Raw genomic sequence first — 17,860 nt, forward strand, 5'->3', positions numbered from 1 at the left:
TCCCCAACGGATACTGAACAGGCATCTCCCAACCCGCAAAATCAACCAGCTTACCTCCCAACTCAACGTGCAAATCGTACAAAGGCGTGCGCTTCGGTGAAGTCATGGCGAGTACTGCCTTTCGTCTCTAATGGTCGCAACGCATGCGCATCAGTCTGACCCAAGCTGCAAAATTTGCAACGATTCAGCCCCGGATTCTGACAGTGGGGCTTTGCTGCGGCAAACCGGTATACGGGCGTATGCATTAACAATGTTCCTATAGGAAACTTTTTTCCGTTAGGCAACACTCGTTGCAATTGGCCCTGCGCTTCACCGAAATTAGTCAAAGGCGCGACCCCGCCAAGGATACTTACCCCGGGGTCAATACGCTGGGAAGTCTAGATATTCCATATCTCTTATTCGGATCGCCCAGCCAAGGCTCTTACAGAATGTTCCAACACGCAAAGACCAGCGATCAGGTCATCCTCGGTCGTATCCTCGGCGAAATCATGGCTGATTCCATCGATCGAAGGCACAAACAGCATCGCAACTGGCATCAGGCGGGCGACATTGGTGGCGTCATGCAGCGCACCCGATGGCATTCCGCGCCAGTTCTCGGGTGAGACCTGTTCCGCACCAAGCTCCAGCGCCGCGCGCAGGGTCGGGTCCATGGCCACCGGCTCAAGCCCCAGCATCGGGCCGTAGCTGAGGGTCATGCCAAGCTCGTCCGCCACCTGCTGCGCCGTGGCTCGAATGATCTCCTCCATGCGGATCAGCCGGTCCCCATCGCCATCACGCCATTGCATCGAAAACCGGACGCGCCCCGGGACAATGGAGGATGCATTGGGGTGCAAATCGACCCGCCCGATGGTCCAGACGGTCTGAGGGGTCACCACATTGCGGAACCGGTCATTGAGCCGTGCGTTAAACAGAGACAAAGCCTGAAACGCATCACGCCGGAGATGCATCGGCGTGGTACCCGCATGGTTCTGTTGCCCTTCAAAGGTGATCGACATATCCCGGATTCCGACAATATCGGAGACAACACCGATTTGTTGACCCGCCGCGTCCAGCGCGGGGCCTTGTTCGATATGCATCTCGATGAAACCGCGGAACCGGGATGGTTCGACAAAACCCTTTGACAGCTCTACTATCGCAGATCGAGCCGCGCCAAAGGTGATGCCAGAGCCGTCGGTCAGCTGATCGGCCTGTTCCAGCGGCAGCCCACCTGACCAGACAGCTGATCCGGTGGTCACGCCAAAGCGACCCTCTTCATCTTGAAAACTGACAACCGAGATCGGCTGATCGCTGGACCGCGCGATTTCAAGCGCGGCAATCACACCCAGCGCCCCGTCCAGCCAGCCGCCCTCGGGCTGGCTATCGGAATGTGATCCCATCAGCAACGACGTGCCCGTGGCAAGTCCAAACAGGTTCCCAACTGGATCAAAATGCGGCTCAAGCCCTGCTTCGCCCATACGACCCGCCAGCCATTTTCGTGCGGCAATATCCGCTGGGGAATAGGCAGGACGCACGACACCCTTGCCAATACCCGACGCCCCGAATTCGCGCAGCTTGTGCAGATCGGCGAGAAAACGATTTGGATCGATGTTCATAGGTCCTCCAAAAGCGCAGTTGCGGCAACCATAGCCAGAACGCATGAAGCTGTAAGGATTTTTTGCCACCAGAAGGAAACCCCTCTGGCCCCGGCCCGGAACCTGCCCTAAGACATCCGCATAAGAGGGACCGACATGTCACATATTACATTGGTGCGGCACGGGCAGGCCAACACGGCGGCGCGGGACGAGGCGAACTATGACAAGCTGAGCGATCTGGGGCATCAGCAGGCCCGTTGGTTGGGCGCGCATCTGCGCGACACGCGCAGCCATTATCCCCGCGTCTATTGCGGAACGCTGACCCGGCACGCCGAAACAGCGGCGAGCATGGAACTAACCGACCCGATCCGTGACCCGCGGTTGAATGAGATCGAATACTTCACCCTCGCGCAGTTGTTCGAGGATCAACACGGCGTTGCCATCCCTACAGATCGCGAAGGCTTCGTAGAACACCTGCCCAAAACCTTTGCCGCCTGGGCCAACGGCGAGATCGAAAACGCACCCGAGACCTTTGAACAATTCGAAACCCGCGTCAGCGATGCGCTGCGGGACATCGGAACCGAAGGTGGGCCCGCCATCGTTGTCACCTCAGGCGGGTTGATCTCGATGGTGGTGCGGCAGGCGATGGGGCTGGATATCCCATCCATGGCCCGCGTCGCACTTGCCATCATGAACACGTCGATGCATCGTCTGCATCCGATTGGCGCGCATCTCAGCCCGGTTCTGTTCAACGCCGTTCCGCATCTGGAAACGCCCGATCGGCAATTCGCACAGACGCATCTGTAAGGAGACCCCTATGCAGCTTTACTACGCCCCTCGCACCATCTCGGTTGCCGTTGCCATCGCTCTGGAAGAGGCGGGACTGGACTATGAGGCCATCAAGCTGGATTTCGCCGGGGGCGAGCAGACCAAACCGGCTTACAAACAGATCAATCCTAAGGGTCGGGTTCCTGCGCTGGCGATCGACGGAGGCATCCTGACCGAGACCGGCGCGCTGCTGGAGTTCATCGCGGCCAAAGCGCCCGAGGCAGGTTTGGTGCCTGCCGATCCGGTGATGGCCGCCCGAATGCGCGAGGTGATGTTCTACCTCGCCTCAACCATGCATGTGAACCACGCGCACAAGCAGCGCGGCCATCGTTGGGCGGACAAGGAATCCAGCTGGAAAGACATGACAGCCAAGGTCGCGCAAACGATGACCGAGTCTTGTGACTACATCTCGGCCAACGGGCTGCGCGGGCCTTTTGTGCTGGGTGAAGCGGTCTCGCTAGCGGATGCATACCTTTATGTGGTGTGCAGCTGGCTTGAGGGCGACGGGGTAGATGTTTCGACCTTTCCCAAAATCGTCGCTTTCCGTGAAGCGATGGAGGCGCGGGGGTCGGTTCAGGCCGTGCGCGCCGCCGGAATGCTCTGAGCAAAGGAAACTGCATGACACATCTGTGGGTCCGGGCAGAACAGCGCCCGAACGAGGAACGGGTCGGTCTGACCCCCGAAGGCGCGGCCACGCTGATCGCAGCGGGTATCCGCGTGACAGTCGAAGAAAGCTCGGTCCGCGCTATTCCGATTGATGGGTACAAAGACGTAGGCTGCGAGATCGCGACCGAAAATTCCTGGCCCGAAGCCCCATTGGATGCAATCATCTTTGGCCTCAAGGAGTTGCCCGAAGATGGCTCGCCCCTGCCCCATCGCCACATCATGTTCGGCCATGCCTATAAGGGTCAGCATTCGGGGCGCGCGTTGTTGCAGCGGTTCAAGGCCGGGGGCGGTGTGCTATACGACCTGGAATATCTGATCGATGAAGATGGTCGCCGGGTTGCCGCCTTTGGATACTGGGCTGGATACGCCGGGGCAGGTGTCACCCTGAAAACTTGGGCCGCGCAACAACGCGGCGAAGAATGTCCGCCAGTCGGCGTCTATTCGAACAAAGATGCGCTGAACGCCGAACTGCTGGCGGAACTCGACGCTACGGAGACCACCCGCCCCCGCGCCATCGTCATTGGGGCCTTGGGCCGCGTGGGCACCGGGGCAGCGGACCTGTGCGAAGCGATGGGCGTCAGCGTCACCAAATGGGACATAGCCGAAACTGCCAGCGGTGGGCCGTTCCCTGAAATCCTCGACCATGAATTGTTCCTGAACTGCATCTTTGCACGCCCTGGCACGCCAGTGTTTGTCCCGCGCGAGGCATTGACCGCGTCGCGCAAGCTGACCGCTATCGGCGACATGGCCTGCGACCCAGATAGCGACTACAATCCGGTCCCGGTCTATAACCGCGCCACCACGTGGGAGGCCCCCGCTCTGCGCGTTGCGACCGACCCGGTGATGGATGTGATGGCCATCGACAACCTGCCGTCAATGCTGCCCGTCGAAAGCTCGCAAGACTACGCCGCGCAACTGCTGCCCTCTCTGCTGACGCTCACCGATCGGGACAGCGGCGTCTGGGGTCGGGCAGAAGCAACCTACAAAACTCATATCGAAGGACTCTGAGCGATGACGATTCACTGGTGTGGCACCGGCCTGTCGGCCATCCCCGGCCTGCGCCGCCTGATCGAAGGCGGTCACAAGGTCACTGTCTGGAACCGGACCGTCGACAAAGCCCGCGCCGAAGTCGGAGACCTGACCGACGACATCCGCGCCTTCGACATCGACGCTTTGGGCGCGGTGCTGGAGAAAGGCGACGTGATCGTCTCGATGCTGCCGGGCGACTGGCACGTGCCGCTGGCGGAGCTGGCGATCTCGAAAGAGGCGAACTTCGTCTCATCCTCCTACATCGCGCCCGAAATGCGCGCGTTGGACGACAAAGCGCGTAAAGCTGGTGTGGCTTTGGTCAATGAGGTCGGTCTGGACCCGGGCATCGACCATCTAATGGCGCATGCATTGGTGGCCGACTACCGCGCCTCGGACGCTTTTGATGCGCAGAACCACCTCAGCTTTATCTCTTATTGCGGCGGCATCCCCAAGAACCCGAACCCTTTCCGCTACAAGTTCAGTTGGTCGCCTTTGGGCGTCCTCAAGGCGCTTCGCTCACCGTCTAAATCGATCCGCGACTATGCCCCGCTGGACGTTGCCCGCCCATGGGACGCGATCAGCAGCTATATCGCGCCGCTGCCAACCCCCGAGAGCTTTGAGGTCTACCCAAATCGCGACTCGCTGCCCTTCATGGCCGAATACCAGTTTGAGGATCACTGGCCGGTTAAAGAGTTCGTCCGCGGCACCCTGCGCCTGAACGGCTGGACCGACGCCTGGGCCGACGTATTCACGGAGATCGAAACCCTCTCAGGCCCCGAAGGTGACGCGCGTCTGAAAGAGATGTCGGACCAGTTCTGGGCCGAAAACGCCTATGACGAAGGCGAGCCCGACCGCGTGGTGCTGTGCGTTGGCCTGAAAGCTGAGAAAGACGGCATTGAGGTTTGGAACAAAACCTACGTCATGGATGCCTGGGGCGATGAACGCGGCACCGCCATGGCCCGCTTGGTGTCGATCCCGGTGTCATTGGCCATCGAGGCCGTCCTGAACCGCGCGATACCGGCTGGCGTTCACGCAGCCCCAAGCGATCCGAAACTTGTCCAAGACTGGATGGGCGAAATCGACACCCTGGCCCAGCACCTGCAGATTGTGGATCACTTGGCCTGACACCACCTGCCAGAGCAGGCCGACCAATCCTTCTTCTGTTCAAAAATACCTCGGGGAGCTCGAGGGGCTGGCCCCTCGCTCCCAACACAAACAAAGTGCTACATCAGATCGTTTTCCACATCCTCGGCCGAAATCCCCAACGCATCCAGTCCGTTCTCTAGATGATCCGACAGATGCGGCGTTCCGATCAGGTAGTCAGCACAGGGGGTTGAGGCCTCGGATCTTGCGGTTGCGACAGCCTCAGCCAAATCCTCGGCAAAAAAGCTTTCGCGCCCGATCCACATGACGGCGACCAGCTCGGCCTGCTCATCCTCGCTCATCCGGTCGACAAAGGCGCGCAGCTCTCCTTCGGCACGGTCCAATTCACGGCCCATCATGGCGACCTGGGCGACTTTTCTTGCCGAGATTTCCAGCATGTTTCCAGCTCCTTCTGTTCGCGGTCTCAGAGCATCAGACCCGTTCTAAAGGCCCGAGTCTTTGATCTTACGCAAACAAAAGCCCGCCTAGTGCCGACTGCGCGATACCGGGTGATCCGGCACCGGGGTGGTGCGGAACGGGCGAAACCGGGCTTTCTTGAGCCAAAGCTTCAGCGCTTGCCAAACGATCAGGGCAAATGTCCGCCGTGCCCCAAAGGGCCGGCGCAGCAACGACCACAGGATCGTACGATTGGTCAGTGGCTGTCGTGGCCCGGTCAAAGTGGCAACTAGCCCTCCATCCGCACGTTCGTAGTCAATCCAGACGCCCACGCGATCAGGGCGATAGTCAAACCGGAACGTATAGCTTCCTTCGATCTGCTGGAACGGAGACACATGCATCAGCTTGTCCGCCACCACACGGTCAGACGGGCCAATAGGCGAAAAATCCTGCTTATGGCAGACATAGCTGTGACGGGTTCCAAAGGTATTGGTGACCTCGGCAACCACCACGTACAGCTGCGCGTCAGTGTCAAAGCAAAGCCAAAAGCTGACAGGGTTGAACACATGGCCCAACACGCGAGGCTGCGTCAGCAACATGATCTGCGCAGGCTGCGGCACCTCCAATTCATCAAAGCGGGCACGCAACCAGCTTGCACCGGCACCTTGCTTTGGCACGCCTCCGTGATCGGTACGCCGCCAGTTGAAGACATTCGCACGATCCATCGAAAACAGAAGGGGTGTTGTCAACTGCGCCTCGGGGTCGAACAGGATGTAGTCAACCGAATACCGGAACGCATTTTCAATCGCACCTTTGCGACCATGATAGGTATGGCCTGCGATATGGTCGATTTTCTTCATGTCGCCGCGTATCCTGTTTGACCCGTAAACTGTTAAAATGGCGCTCTTTTCCGCAGAGAGCTGACATACCCAATACGAATCCTAGCGCGGATTGGATTATTTTGTCTCAGGAAAGTGATCCGCCTTGGGCCGCCCCGCGTAATGTGGTTATGTTTACCGAGATCAATACCGTGACCTTGGACGAACCTGCGGCTGAACAGGCCGCCCCTCAGCCTTGGCGCGCGAAGAAACGCATCAAGGGTAGACAGGTGAACGGAACGAACGGCAGTTGCGACACCAGGACCGAGTGGGTGGACCAAGTCAGGCGTATCCGGGATGCGCAGGACCAGGCGGCTTTTGCCGAGCTGTTCCAGCATTTCGCGCCGCGTATCAAGGCGTTCCTGATGAAATCAGGGTCTGACGCCACGATGGCCGAAGAATGCGCGCAGGAGGTGATGGCAACCTTGTGGCACAAGGCCCATCTGTTCGATCCATCGCGGGCCACAGTGGCCACCTGGGTGTTCACGATTGCTCGGAACAAACGCATTGACGTCCTGCGCAAGCAGCGCCGCCCCGAACCCGAGGAACTGGGATGGGGGCCCGAGGCCGAGCCTGATCAGGACGACGTCCTTGCGTTACAACAAGAAACCGCGCAGCTGCGCACCGCCCTGTCGGCGTTGCCAGACGCGCAGAGACAGCTGATCGAGAAGGCGTACTTCGGAGATCTGAGCCATCGAGAGATTGCATCTCAGACCGGATTGCCACTGGGCACGATCAAATCACGGATACGGCTGGCGCTGGACCGCTTGCGCCACGCGATGAATTGAGATGAGTAAGATGAGCAACCCGATCAAACATCACCTGACGGATGATCTGCTGATGGCCTACGCAGCTGGCACGCTGCCCGAGGCGTTCGACCTGATCGTCGCCACCCATCTGTCCTTGTGCGACCACTGTCGCGCGCGTGCTGAAAGCTTTGACGCTGTGGGTGGGCATGTGCTTGAGGATCAGTCAGACAGCATTAGCATGAGCGATGCGTCACTTGCGGCCACCATGGCTTTGATCGCCCAAGGCGCACCGACCCCCAAGCCCGCGAAACCGGGCTGCGCCGTGCTGCCGACTCCACTGCAGGACTATGTTGGCGGAACCGTGGATGACATCCAGTGGAAATCCATTGGTATGGGCGTGAAACAGGCGATCCTGCCCACGTCCAAGGATGCCACTGCGCGGCTGCTGTTCATACCGGCAGGCGTTGCCGTGCCAGATCACGGACATCACGGGACCGAGTTGACCATGGTGCTGCAAGGCGCCTTCTCGGATGAGGTCGATCGCTTTGCCCGTGGCGATGTTGAGATTGCGGATGAGGATCTGGAACATACTCCAGTGGCCGACATGGCCGAGGATTGCATCTGTCTGGCCGTCACAGACGCGCCATTGAAGTTCAACAAGCTAATGCCCCGGCTGTTCCAGCCTTTCCTGCGTATCTGACACGCAGTCAGGCGCTGCAATCCCGCCGGGGTATTCCGTGTACATCCAACGCACCGCTGCGCCCGCGTACCTCTACCGGGGGCAGCGATATCAGTTCGGTATCAGACACCGAGGCACCAGCGGCGTCGATCAAAGCGGCGGACATAATCAGGGTCATATCTGTTGAACGCGTCAGGCTTTCCAACCGGGCCGCAATGTTGACCGTGTCACCAAACACCGAATACTCCAGCCGCTCCTGATCACCGATCACACCAACAAAAACCTCACCCCAATGTAGGCCGATGCCTGTGTCCAGCGTGGGCAGGTCAGCCTGCTTGCGCTCCGCGCTCCAATCGCGCATCTCGTGCGACAACCCCATCCCACATCGCAAACACCGTTCAGCCGCGCGATCGCCCTCAAAAACGATCATGACCGCATCCCCGATGAACTTGTCGATGATGCCATTCTCTTGCCGAACCACCTTTGAGACACGGCTGCGATACGAGGTGATCAGCTCAGACACCTGCTCGGGCTGCAGGTTTTGCGATAAGGTGGTGAAGCCTCGCAGGTCTATGAAAATCACTCCGGCCAGCTGCCGCCGCCCCTGTTTCAGCGCTGACAAACCGCTTTCGCCCAGATCTCCGACCACTTGCGCAGGCAGATATCGGGTCAGGTTCGCGCGGCGCTGCGCTTCGGTCACCGACTGAAACAGCAGGGCATTTACGCGATAGGCGGCAACGATCAGGACCACACCCGCAAGCGTGATCATGAACAGACGGATCAGGTTGGGTGGCGGCGACAGGAACAGCCAGATCGGATTTGTATCTTGCCCCCTCGAAAGCCCCGCATCCTGACCGATCAGATACAATAGTCCCAGAACAAGCAGCGCAACTTGCAGCGCCATGACCTTGGGGTTGCCACGCAAAACGCCAAATGCCAGCACCACGGGTACCAGCCACACCGCTGGCAGCACAAACATCACGTCGCCGGACAGGCCGACATTGCGCATCCCCAGCCAGACATTGAAAACCAGAAAAAGCGAATCTGCTGCGGAAACCGGCCAAGCCATCCAACCGGCAAAGCGCTTTTGTCGCGCAACCGTCCATGTCATCAGGCCCAGCGCGAAATAGGCGAACATGGTGCCAAGGGCGGATACCCATTGCCGTTCCAACACAGCATGACCTGTGTTCTGAACCGGTTGAACGGTGACCAGAAAGAACACTCCCAGGCCAAAGGCCACCAGCATACGCAACAGACCAACGATCTGTTCGGCATCCTGCTCGGCCTTGCCCAGAAGTTCGGCAATCTCTGACGGCGGGGTGTCTTGTGCCATATCTCTGCCAGTGCGCCCCTTGATCTTGCGACGCCGATACAGGCGCAGGCTTAGCCTTCTTGGCGCGCCAGCGGAACAACGTCATGCGAGTCGTCCGGAGCTAACTCTTCAAAGTCGAAATTGTCCAGTCGGCGTGCCCTGCGCCCGGCCTTGTCAGCACTGATCTTGATCTCAGAAATATCTTTGGCCGCCTGGCCGAAATGACGATCCAGGTTTGTCACCCGATCGCCCAGACGTTCCACATCCTTGTGCAGCGCACCCAGTTCCTTGCGGATTGCCCCGGCCTGTTCGCGCATGCGGGCATCTTTCAGGATCGCGCGCATGGTGTTCAGCGTCGCCATGCAGGTGGTGGGCGAAACGATCCAGACGCGCTTGTTAAAGCTTTCCTGCACCAGTTCGGGGAACTTGGCATGCAGCTCGGCATAGACGGCCTCGGACGGCAGGAACATCAGCGCGCCATCGGCGGTTTCGCCATCCAGAATGTACTTCTCGGCAATGTCGTTGATATGCTTGCGTACGGTGCTGCGGAACATCTGCAGCGCCGCTTTTAGCTCCATATCATTGGTCGAACCTATAAGTGCCTCATAGGCCTCCAACGGGAATTTGCTATCGATCACGATGGGGCCCGGCGGGTTCGGCAGATGGATCAGGCAGTCGGCGCGCCGCCCGTTCGACAGCGTTGCCTGCAACTGAAAGCTGTCTGACGGCAGCGCCTTAGAGACAATATCATTCAACTGAATCTCACCAAACGCGCCGCGTGTCTGTTTGTTCGACAGGATATCCTGCAGCGAAAGTACATCACCCGACAGTTTGGTGATATTGTCCTGCGCCTTGTCGATCGCCGATAGACGTTCCTGCAATTGGGTCAGCGAGGTTGCGGTCTGTTTCGACGAGCCATGCAGCGTTTCCTTCATGCGTTCCTGCATCTCGGCCAACGCGCGCGCCGATTTCATCGCATTATCGGCCAGCCGGTCGTTCATCTGCTGCTGGACCGAGGACAATCGCGCCTCGACTGTCTGGATCACCTGCACCTGCGCATTGGCCTGCGTGTCCGAAACATGCTGCAACCCGCCGCGCAACTGTTCCTGCCCCTGCCCCAATTGCTGCACATGCTGGTCCAGATGCGCCATCTGCCGCGCCAGCGGTTCTGTCATCCGGGCCGAGCGATTGGCCGCGCGCAGCGACAGGAACAACATCAGCACGATCAGCAGGATAACCCCACCAACGGTCAGAAGAACCGGGTCATTTATTGGGATCTGTACGCCTGCGATCTGGATCATGTGATTCAATATGTTCTCGTTTTGTTTCGGTCTTTTTAACGGGTCTGAAGCATCGGATCAACTGCGCCCGAACAGCCGCTCGATATCGCTCAGTTTCAATTCCACGTAAGTGGGCCGCCCGTGGTTGCATTGGCCGGAATGGGGTGTCGCCTCCATCTCGCGCAGCAGGGCATTCATCTCTTCGGCGCGCATCCGGCGACCCGAGCGGATCGAGCCGTGACAGGCCACCCGGCTCAGGATCGCCTCGATCTTGGCCTGTACCATTTGGCTTTCGCCCTGATCTGCCAGTTCGTCAAGGATATCCAGGATCATCGCGCGGGCATTGACCTCACCCAAAATGGCCGGGGTCTCGCGCACGGCGATGGCCCCGCCGCCGAACGGTTCAAGCGTCAACCCAAAGCGCGACAGGTCATCGGCAACGGCCATTAGGCGGGCGCAGTCGCCCTCGGACAGTTCCACAATCTCGGGGATCAACAGCGCCTGCGCGGCGACACCGTTCTCGGCCATCTGAGCCTTGAGTTTCTCGTAGACCAGCCGTTCATGCGCAGCGTGCTGGTCGACAATCACCATGCCATCGGCGGTCTGAGCAATGATGTAATTCTCATGAACCTGTCCGCGAGCCGCACCCAGAGGCAGGTCCTGCGCCGGTGGTTCTTCGTCGACTGGTTCGATCGGGGCCGGCTCGACAATGCTGCCGCTGTAATCATTGGCCAGTTCGGCAAAACCCGGTGACTGCGCCCGATACGCGGCTTGGCGCGCCGCAGGGGAAGGCCGATCCATCTGATAGACCCGCGCCGGGGTCGCCTGTGCCAGTTCTGGACGCATCGCCCCAAGCGTTGCATTAGCCACGGTCGAGGATGCACGATGCCCAGCCTCGGCCAGCGCATGGCGCAGGCTGGACACGATCAGCCCGCGCGCAACGCCCGGATCCCGGAACCTCACTTCGGACTTGGCCGGATGGACGTTCACATCTACCAGCATAGGATCACAATCAATGAACAACGCCGCCGCCGGATGGCGATCCCGGCTGAGAAAATCGAAATAGGCCGCGCGCAGGGCGCCAGTCAGCATCTTGTCCCGGACCGGGCGACCATTGACGAACAGGTACTGCGCCACCGCCGCGCCACGGGAATAAGTCGGTAAAGCGGCGTAGCCATAAAGCCGGATACCCTCGCGCGTAGCATCGATGCGCAGGGCGTTTTCGGCAAACTCACGGCCAATCACCCGGGCCAGACGGGCGTGCAGCGCGTCAAACAGATCGCCATTCTCGCGGTCAGCCCGGAAGGTCACACGCCCCTCGCCGCCGCCTGAAACATCGCGCAGGGTAAACGTCACCGAAGGTTCCGCCATCGCAAGTCGTTTCACCGTATCGGTGATTGCCTGCCCTTCGGCCCGATCTGTGCGCATGAACTTCAACCGGGCGGGCGTGGCGTAGAACAGATCGCGCAGCTCAACCACCGTGCCCATGCGCAGGGCGGCAGGTTTCACCGCCTCCATCTTGCCGCCGGCCACGTGGATTTGCGCGGCCTCGGCACCGGGCACTCGGCTGGTGATCGTCAAACGACCTACAGCGCCGAGTGAGGGCAGCGCCTCGCCTCGGAACCCGAATGTATGGATGTTCAGCAGGTCCGACCCGTCGATTTTCGAGGTCGCATGCCGCGACAAAGCAAGTGGCAAATCCTGGGCCGAGATACCACAGCCATCATCCGTGACCCGGATCAGGGTCTTGCCACCATCGGCGATATCGATGGCGATCCGGCTGGCGCCAGCATCAATGGCATTCTCGACCAGTTCCTTCACAGCCGACGCCGGACGTTCCACCACCTCGCCTGCTGCGATTCGATTGATCGCTGCATCGTCGAGTTGCCGAATAACCGGGCGAATTTCGCTGATATTGGGGTTTGCTTGCGCCATACCACCACACCTAGCACATAGCACTACGATTCCGCCACCGATTTTGGCATCGGTTTCGATTTGATTTTATACTTGGGAGAGGGGGTGTCCGGGCAGTTGCGGGCGGGTTCCAAACAAGGGGCCGCTTGTCCCCCAACCACCCGGACGTTCTGAAGTGAGTGGTAGGTAACAAGATCTTACCGTCACGCGTACCACGCGCATTTTCAGAAGGCTCATTAAGAGTCACATTCGAACAAACTGGGCAGAGTCCAGCCGATGACCTGCGGAAAGCACTGGCAGGAAAGCGCCAATTCACGCAGTCGTGTGCGCACCAGCTCTGGCTCGGCACGGGCCGAACATCGCACTCAGAGCCAGAATCACACCCGACATTGTGGCAATCATACCGGCCGCGCTGACCGCATCCGCCGCGCCCAGCCAAAGCGGTCCGTAACCGGCCAGCACATATCCTGGCACAGCCGAGATCACGGCGAACACAACGCTCCAGACGACCTGAGCCTCAAGCCGGTTGGTCATCATACGCGCCGCAGCGGGCGGGCAAATGAACATGGCGATCACTATGATCGAGCCGACCGCATCAAACGCCGCCACAGCAGCAATCGCAGCTACAATCACCAGCGCCAGACCCAATGCATTGGTTCGGATCCCCAAGGTGCGGGCAAAGCCTTCATCGAAGGTTGAGATTTTCAGCGGGCGCCATAACAGCCAGGTAAACAGCAAAACGCCAAGCAACGTGACAGCGATCCGGGGCAATTCAGGCGGCAAACCAGCCAGCGCTTCGATATCCCAAAGCGAGGACCAGCCTGTGGCATCCAGCCAGATCAGGCTTTCCAGATTACCGTAGAGCGCGTGTTCCACGTCCAGATGCACGGTCGAGGTATCGGTCTGTTCCAGAAGCAGCACACCGCCTGCGAACATGGTGGTGAAGACAACGCCCATCGCCGCACCGGGTTCGATTTGACCCAACCGCCGGATGGCCTCGATCAGGATCACCGCGACAATCGCCGCACCCGCCGCGCCCAGCATCATCGGCCAGGTTGAGATTGCACCGGTGACCAAAAACGCCACAACGATACCGGGCAAAACGACATGGCTGATCGCATCCCCGATCAGCGCCTGTTTGCGCAATAACAGAAAGTTGCCGGGCAGCGCGCAGGCAATGGCGGCAAAGGTGCCAATCAGCAAGGGCGTCAGGGACAGGGGAACGAATTCTTCACCACTCATACCGGAACCTCCTGAGGGCCACCGATCTGACGGTCGATCTCGGCAATCTGGTCGCGGGTCAGCACGGTTTCGATGTCCCGCAGCCCGTCATACAAGGCCGCCGTCGCTTCATGCGCCTGATCCGCGCGCAAAACTTCCCATCGCTTCTCATCACGCAGCGCCTTGGCGGCGCGCGCCTTTCCGGCCTCGGTTGCCACCCCATCGGCGCGGACCAGATCGGCGCGGCGCAGCAGGCGCAGGGTCAGCGGCTCATATATCTTTTGATCTTGCGCCAAGGCCAGCAGCCCTTGCCGGATATGCACACGGCGCTGAAACCGCAGGTGGCGCAGAACAGCGGCCAGAACACCTCGGATCGGGGCGAAGAACAGCGACAGGACAAAGAAACCAAAGCTGACCAGAACGATGATTGGTCCGGTGGGCAGGTTCGGTGCGGTGGCGGACAGAGCGGCCCCGATATAGCCTGCCAATCCACCAGCCAGACCGGCGAGGATCACCACACGATCAGAGCGGTCGGACCAGAACCGCGCCGTGACGGGCGGGATGATCAGCAGGGCTACAATAAGGATCAGGCCAACGATCTTCAGCCCGACCACGGTGACGGCCATCACTAGCCCCATCATTGCAAGATCGATCCGATGCACCGGCAGCCCCTGGGCCGTCGCATAATCCGGATCAAACGCCACCAGTGTCATCGGACGGCGCAGGATCATGACCAGCACCAGCGTTGCCGCGCCACCAATCGCGATGATCATCGCATCCGCCCAAAGCATACCGGCGGTGGAGCCCAGCAGGAAACCTTCGAGCCCCGCCTGACGACCAACACCCATGGTCTGAATGACCGTCAGCAGGACGATGCCGAAACCGAAAAACACCGATAAGACTGCGCCAATCGCAGCGTCTTCAGCCAGACGCGTGTGACGCGTCAGCCAGTTCATGCACAGCAGCCCAATCCAGGCCGAAACCGCCGATCCCGCCAGCAGGCCCAACAAATTGCGCCCATCCCCACCGAACGCGACGAGTACCATGAAGGCAAGGCACACACCGGGCAAGGTTGCATGGCTGATTGCGTCACTGACCAGCGCGCGTTTGCGCAGAAACAGAAAGGTGCCGGTGACACCCGCCGACACCCCCAGCAACGTCGCACCTATGGCAACCAGCGTGGCGTTATAGCCAAGCTGCAGGCTAAGCGCCTCCCAAAGCATGTGTTACCCGACTGCGCGCGAAATTTGATCGATCTGCGCGGTAGCCAGACGTCCCCCGTAAGCGGATTGCAGAGTCTCTGCGGTGAACGCCTCGGACACCGAACCCTCGACGACCTTGCGGGTGTTAATCAGGAAGACATGGTCGAAATAGTCCGCAACCGTCGCCAGATCATGATGCACTACCACGACGGTCTTGCCCGCCTCTTTCAGTGATTTCAGAACAGCGATGATGGCTTTTTCCGTGGCCGCATCGACCCCGGCAAAGGGCTCGTCCAGCAGATAGAGATCAGCGTCCTGCGCCAGAGCGCGAGCCAGAAAGACCCTTTGCTGCTGTCCGCCTGACAATTGCCCGATCTGGCGATCCGCAAAATCGCGCATGCCAACACGGTTCAGGCAATCCATCGCGCAGGCCATGTGGCGCGCACGGACCCGGCCCAACAGGCCCAGCTGCCGCGATAGACCCATCAAGACCACGTCAATCACGCGGGTGGGGAAATCCCAATCCACACTGGCACGCTGCGGCACATAGGCGATCCGGGCGCGCTGATCCTCCAGCGATTTCCCAAATACGGTTACCCGACCGGACAGAGGGTTCACGATCCCAAGTGCTGCTTTCAACAGGGTCGATTTCCCCGCGCCGTTCGGACCAATGATCGCTGTCATGGCACCGGGTTGAACGGTCATATCGACCGAGAACACAGCCGGTTTCTGACCATAAGAAACGGTCAGACCCCGCACCGCCAACGGGCTGGATTCAACACTCTGATCTTCGATCGAAACACCCTGTGAAGCGGCCAGTTCCAGCATCGTTTAGAACCCCGCCGACAGTTTGCCATTCAAACCGCGCTCGGGCACGTCTGCGCCCAAAGCACCTGCGATCACGGTGATATTGTGGTCCAGCATTCCGACATACGTACCTTCATAGGTGCCATCGACACCCATCGCGTCCGAAAACAGCTCGCCCCCAACCGAAACCTCGTGCCCCTTGGCCGCAGCCCCTTCGATCAGTGCGCGCATCGAACGGTCAGAGACCGAGCTTTCCACGAAGACGGCTGTCAATTGACGGTCGACCAACGTATCAACCAACTCTCCGATCCGGTTCAGCCCGGCCTCAGATTGGGTGGAAATTCCCTGAACGCCCATGACCTCATAGCCATAGGCCGCCCCGAAATATCCAAAAGCATCATGGGCGGTCAGCAACACACGGCTTTCTTCCGGTACCGCTGTCAAAGACTGTTCTGCATAAGCCGCCAGAGCGTCCAACTCAGCCAGATGAGCCTTTGCATTTGCCGCGAATAAGTCCGCTGATTCAGGGCGAGCTTCGGTCAGCGTGGCCTGAATCTCGGTGACAACCTCGCCCCACAAGGCTGGGCTCATCCAGATATGCGGGTCATATTTGTCGGCATAGTCGTCATGGGCGCGCAGCTTAGACTTATCGACGCTTTCTGCCACTGCAACCACGGTTTGTTTGCGCGAAAGGTCTTCAAAGAAGTCCTCCATCTGTGCTTCCAGATATAGGCCATGCCACAGAACCAGATCCGCACGGGTCATCGCGACGATGTCACTGCGGGTCTGGCGATACGCATGCGGGTCAACGCCTGGCCCCATCAGGCCCTTCACCTCAACTTGATCCCCACCAACCTGACGCACCGCATCTGCGATCATGCCGGTTGTTGCGACGATTTTGAGAGGGGCTTCCGCCCAAGCGGCAAGCGGTAGCGTTGCAGCAACAGCCAATGCGGCAAGGAGACGACGGCGAATCATATTCAGACCTCAGAACTCAGGCTCAGTTGAGATTGAATATGAGAACCATTCGCAACTAAGTCAATGCTATTGATAATTATTCGCAACAAATTCCGCATTATTTGTCCAAATGGTCAAATTATTCCGTGTCACGCGGTTCTGATGCCTTCCATTTAGCCTCAGCCCGTGCGATTTTGGCGCAAACCTCCCAAAGGACGTGACGATGGAAACGCAGAGCTCAGACAGCCCCGTGCGCACCGCGCATCTGCCGCAAGTGACCGAACCCCGCAACCCCGGTATGGACCTTGACTTGGACTGGGTGCGCGCCGTGCAGGTCAACACCTCAGCTGTTGAACGCCGCGCCGCCACCCTGCCGGGTCGGCGGTCGGTGAAGAAAGACTATCAGGCTGCCTGGCTGCTGAAGGCGATCACGATGATCGATCTGACCACCCTGTCGGGTGACGATACTGTGGGACGGGTGCGGCGACTGTGCGCCAAGGCGCGTCAGCCTGTTGCATCCGCCACCTTACAGGCGCTGGATATGCCTGCGATCACCACAGGCGCGGTTTGTGTGTATCACGATATGATCGAAACTGCCGTTGATGCACTCAAGGGCACCGGCATTCCTGTGGCCGCCGTATCCACCGGCTTCCCCGCCGGCTTGTCCCCGTTTCACTTGCGTGTGGCCGAGATCGAGGAAAGCGTGAAGGCCGGCGCCGAAGAGATCGACATCGTGATCTCGCGCCGCCACGTGCTGTCGGGCGACTGGCGGGCGTTGTATGATGAGATGAAGGCCTTCCGCGTGGCCTGCGGCGACGCCCATGTGAAGGCGATCCTGGCGACCGGAGAACTGGGCAGCCTGCGCAACGTCGCGCGCGCTTCACTGGTGTGCATGATGGCGGGGGCGGATTTCATCAAAACCTCGACCGGGAAGGAAAGCGTCAACGCCACCCTGCCCGTTTCTCTGGTGATGATCCGCGCGATCCGCGACTATCATGACCGCACGGGGTATAGGGTCGGCTACAAGCCTGCGGGTGGGATTTCCAAGGCCAAGGATGCCTTGGTCTATCTGTCACTGATCAAGGATGAACTGGGCGACCGCTGGCTGGAGCCGGACCTGTTCCGCTTTGGCGCATCTTCTCTGCTGGGCGATATCGAGCGGCAGTTGGAACATTATGTCACGGGCGCGTATTCCGCCGGCTATCGTCACTCCATGGGCTGAGGACAA

17 protein-coding genes are annotated in these 17,860 nt (G+C 59.7%); 7 read left to right on the plus strand and 10 right to left on the minus strand.

Annotated elements, in window-relative coordinates; genetic code table 11:
- Window positions 1–395: 395 nt before the first annotated feature.
- Window positions 396–1,592 (minus strand): Zn-dependent hydrolase, encoded by a 1,197-nt coding sequence (locus tag ACR0EL_RS12225; protein WP_480500156.1) that lies wholly within the window; start codon window positions 1,590–1,592, stop codon window positions 396–398.
- Between the two features lie 135 nt (window positions 1,593–1,727).
- Between ACR0EL_RS12225 and ACR0EL_RS12230 the strand changes: the two genes are divergently transcribed.
- From ACR0EL_RS12230 to ACR0EL_RS12245, 4 genes are read left to right on the plus strand one after another with little or no spacing between them, the layout of a single operon-like run.
- A complete protein-coding gene (locus tag ACR0EL_RS12230) occupies window positions 1,728–2,378 on the plus strand; it encodes a histidine phosphatase family protein (protein ID WP_480500158.1) in 651 nt (216 codons plus the stop codon).
- 10 nt (window positions 2,379–2,388) lie between these two features.
- On the plus strand, window positions 2,389–3,003 hold the full coding sequence (locus tag ACR0EL_RS12235; RefSeq protein ID WP_480500159.1) for a glutathione S-transferase family protein: 615 nt from the start codon (window positions 2,389–2,391) through the stop codon (window positions 3,001–3,003).
- A 14-nt stretch (window positions 3,004–3,017) separates the two neighbouring features.
- Window positions 3,018–4,073 carry a saccharopine dehydrogenase gene (locus ACR0EL_RS12240; RefSeq protein WP_480500160.1) on the plus strand — a complete coding sequence of 352 codons (1,056 nt, stop codon included), beginning with the start codon at window positions 3,018–3,020 and terminating at the stop codon, window positions 4,071–4,073.
- A gap of 3 nt (window positions 4,074–4,076) precedes the next feature.
- Window positions 4,077–5,219 (plus strand): saccharopine dehydrogenase family protein, encoded by a 1,143-nt coding sequence (locus ACR0EL_RS12245; protein WP_480500162.1) that lies wholly within the window; start codon window positions 4,077–4,079, stop codon window positions 5,217–5,219.
- Between the two features lie 98 nt (window positions 5,220–5,317).
- On the opposite strand, the gene ACR0EL_RS12250 is transcribed toward ACR0EL_RS12245, so the two are convergent.
- Window positions 5,318–5,635 carry a DUF3775 domain-containing protein gene (locus ACR0EL_RS12250; RefSeq protein ID WP_480500163.1) on the minus strand — a complete coding sequence of 106 codons (318 nt, stop codon included), beginning with the start codon at window positions 5,633–5,635 and terminating at the stop codon, window positions 5,318–5,320.
- 87 nt (window positions 5,636–5,722) lie between these two features.
- Window positions 5,723–6,493 carry a DUF1365 domain-containing protein gene (locus ACR0EL_RS12255; RefSeq protein ID WP_480500164.1) on the minus strand — a complete coding sequence of 257 codons (771 nt, stop codon included), beginning with the start codon at window positions 6,491–6,493 and terminating at the stop codon, window positions 5,723–5,725.
- Window positions 6,494–6,642: 149 nt separating this feature from the next.
- On the opposite strand from ACR0EL_RS12255, the gene ACR0EL_RS12260 reads away from it, so the two are divergent.
- Together ACR0EL_RS12260 and ACR0EL_RS12265 are read left to right on the plus strand one after the other, a co-directional pair.
- Complete coding sequence (locus ACR0EL_RS12260) at window positions 6,643–7,299, plus strand: sigma-70 family RNA polymerase sigma factor (protein ID WP_353009261.1); 657 nt, start codon at window positions 6,643–6,645, stop codon at window positions 7,297–7,299.
- 10 nt (window positions 7,300–7,309) lie between these two features.
- Window positions 7,310–7,960, plus strand: a complete 651-nt coding sequence (locus ACR0EL_RS12265) for a ChrR family anti-sigma-E factor (RefSeq protein ID WP_480500329.1) — start codon at window positions 7,310–7,312, stop codon at window positions 7,958–7,960.
- Between the two features lie 7 nt (window positions 7,961–7,967).
- On the opposite strand, the gene ACR0EL_RS12270 is transcribed toward ACR0EL_RS12265, so the two are convergent.
- The 7 genes from ACR0EL_RS12270 to ACR0EL_RS12300 all read right to left on the minus strand — a co-directional run bounded on the left by ACR0EL_RS12270 (window position 7,968) and on the right by ACR0EL_RS12300 (window position 16,653).
- The gene (locus ACR0EL_RS12270; protein ID WP_480500166.1) at window positions 7,968–9,272 is read right to left on the minus strand and encodes an adenylate/guanylate cyclase domain-containing protein; all 1,305 of its coding nucleotides are present in this window, start codon (window positions 9,270–9,272) and stop codon (window positions 7,968–7,970) included.
- A gap of 50 nt (window positions 9,273–9,322) precedes the next feature.
- Window positions 9,323–10,552 carry a DNA recombination protein RmuC gene (locus ACR0EL_RS12275; RefSeq protein WP_480500167.1) on the minus strand — a complete coding sequence of 410 codons (1,230 nt, stop codon included), beginning with the start codon at window positions 10,550–10,552 and terminating at the stop codon, window positions 9,323–9,325.
- 57 nt (window positions 10,553–10,609) lie between these two features.
- Window positions 10,610–12,466 (minus strand): DNA mismatch repair endonuclease MutL, encoded by a 1,857-nt coding sequence (gene mutL, locus ACR0EL_RS12280; protein WP_480500168.1) that lies wholly within the window; start codon window positions 12,464–12,466, stop codon window positions 10,610–10,612.
- Window positions 12,467–12,757: 291 nt separating this feature from the next.
- Window positions 12,758–13,687, minus strand: coding sequence for a metal ABC transporter permease (locus ACR0EL_RS12285; RefSeq protein WP_480500169.1), 930 nt, complete (start codon window positions 13,685–13,687; stop codon window positions 12,758–12,760).
- Window positions 13,684–14,889, minus strand: coding sequence for a metal ABC transporter permease (locus ACR0EL_RS12290; protein ID WP_480500171.1), 1,206 nt, complete (start codon window positions 14,887–14,889; stop codon window positions 13,684–13,686). The genes ACR0EL_RS12285 and ACR0EL_RS12290 overlap by 4 nt, the downstream gene beginning before the upstream one ends.
- Window positions 14,890–14,892: 3 nt before the next feature.
- A complete protein-coding gene (locus ACR0EL_RS12295) occupies window positions 14,893–15,696 on the minus strand; it encodes a metal ABC transporter ATP-binding protein (protein ID WP_480500173.1) in 804 nt (267 codons plus the stop codon).
- Between the two features lie 3 nt (window positions 15,697–15,699).
- Entirely contained in the window at window positions 15,700–16,653 is a 954-nt protein-coding gene (locus tag ACR0EL_RS12300; protein WP_480500175.1) for a metal ABC transporter solute-binding protein, Zn/Mn family, read from the minus strand.
- Between the two features lie 202 nt (window positions 16,654–16,855).
- Here ACR0EL_RS12300 and deoC point away from each other — a divergent pair, with 202 nt between their 5' ends.
- Entirely contained in the window at window positions 16,856–17,854 is a 999-nt protein-coding gene (gene deoC / locus ACR0EL_RS12305) for a deoxyribose-phosphate aldolase (protein WP_480500177.1), read from the plus strand.
- Window positions 17,855–17,860: the final 6 nt, after the last annotated feature.

Source organism: Ruegeria sp. AH12 (assembly GCF_056541465.1).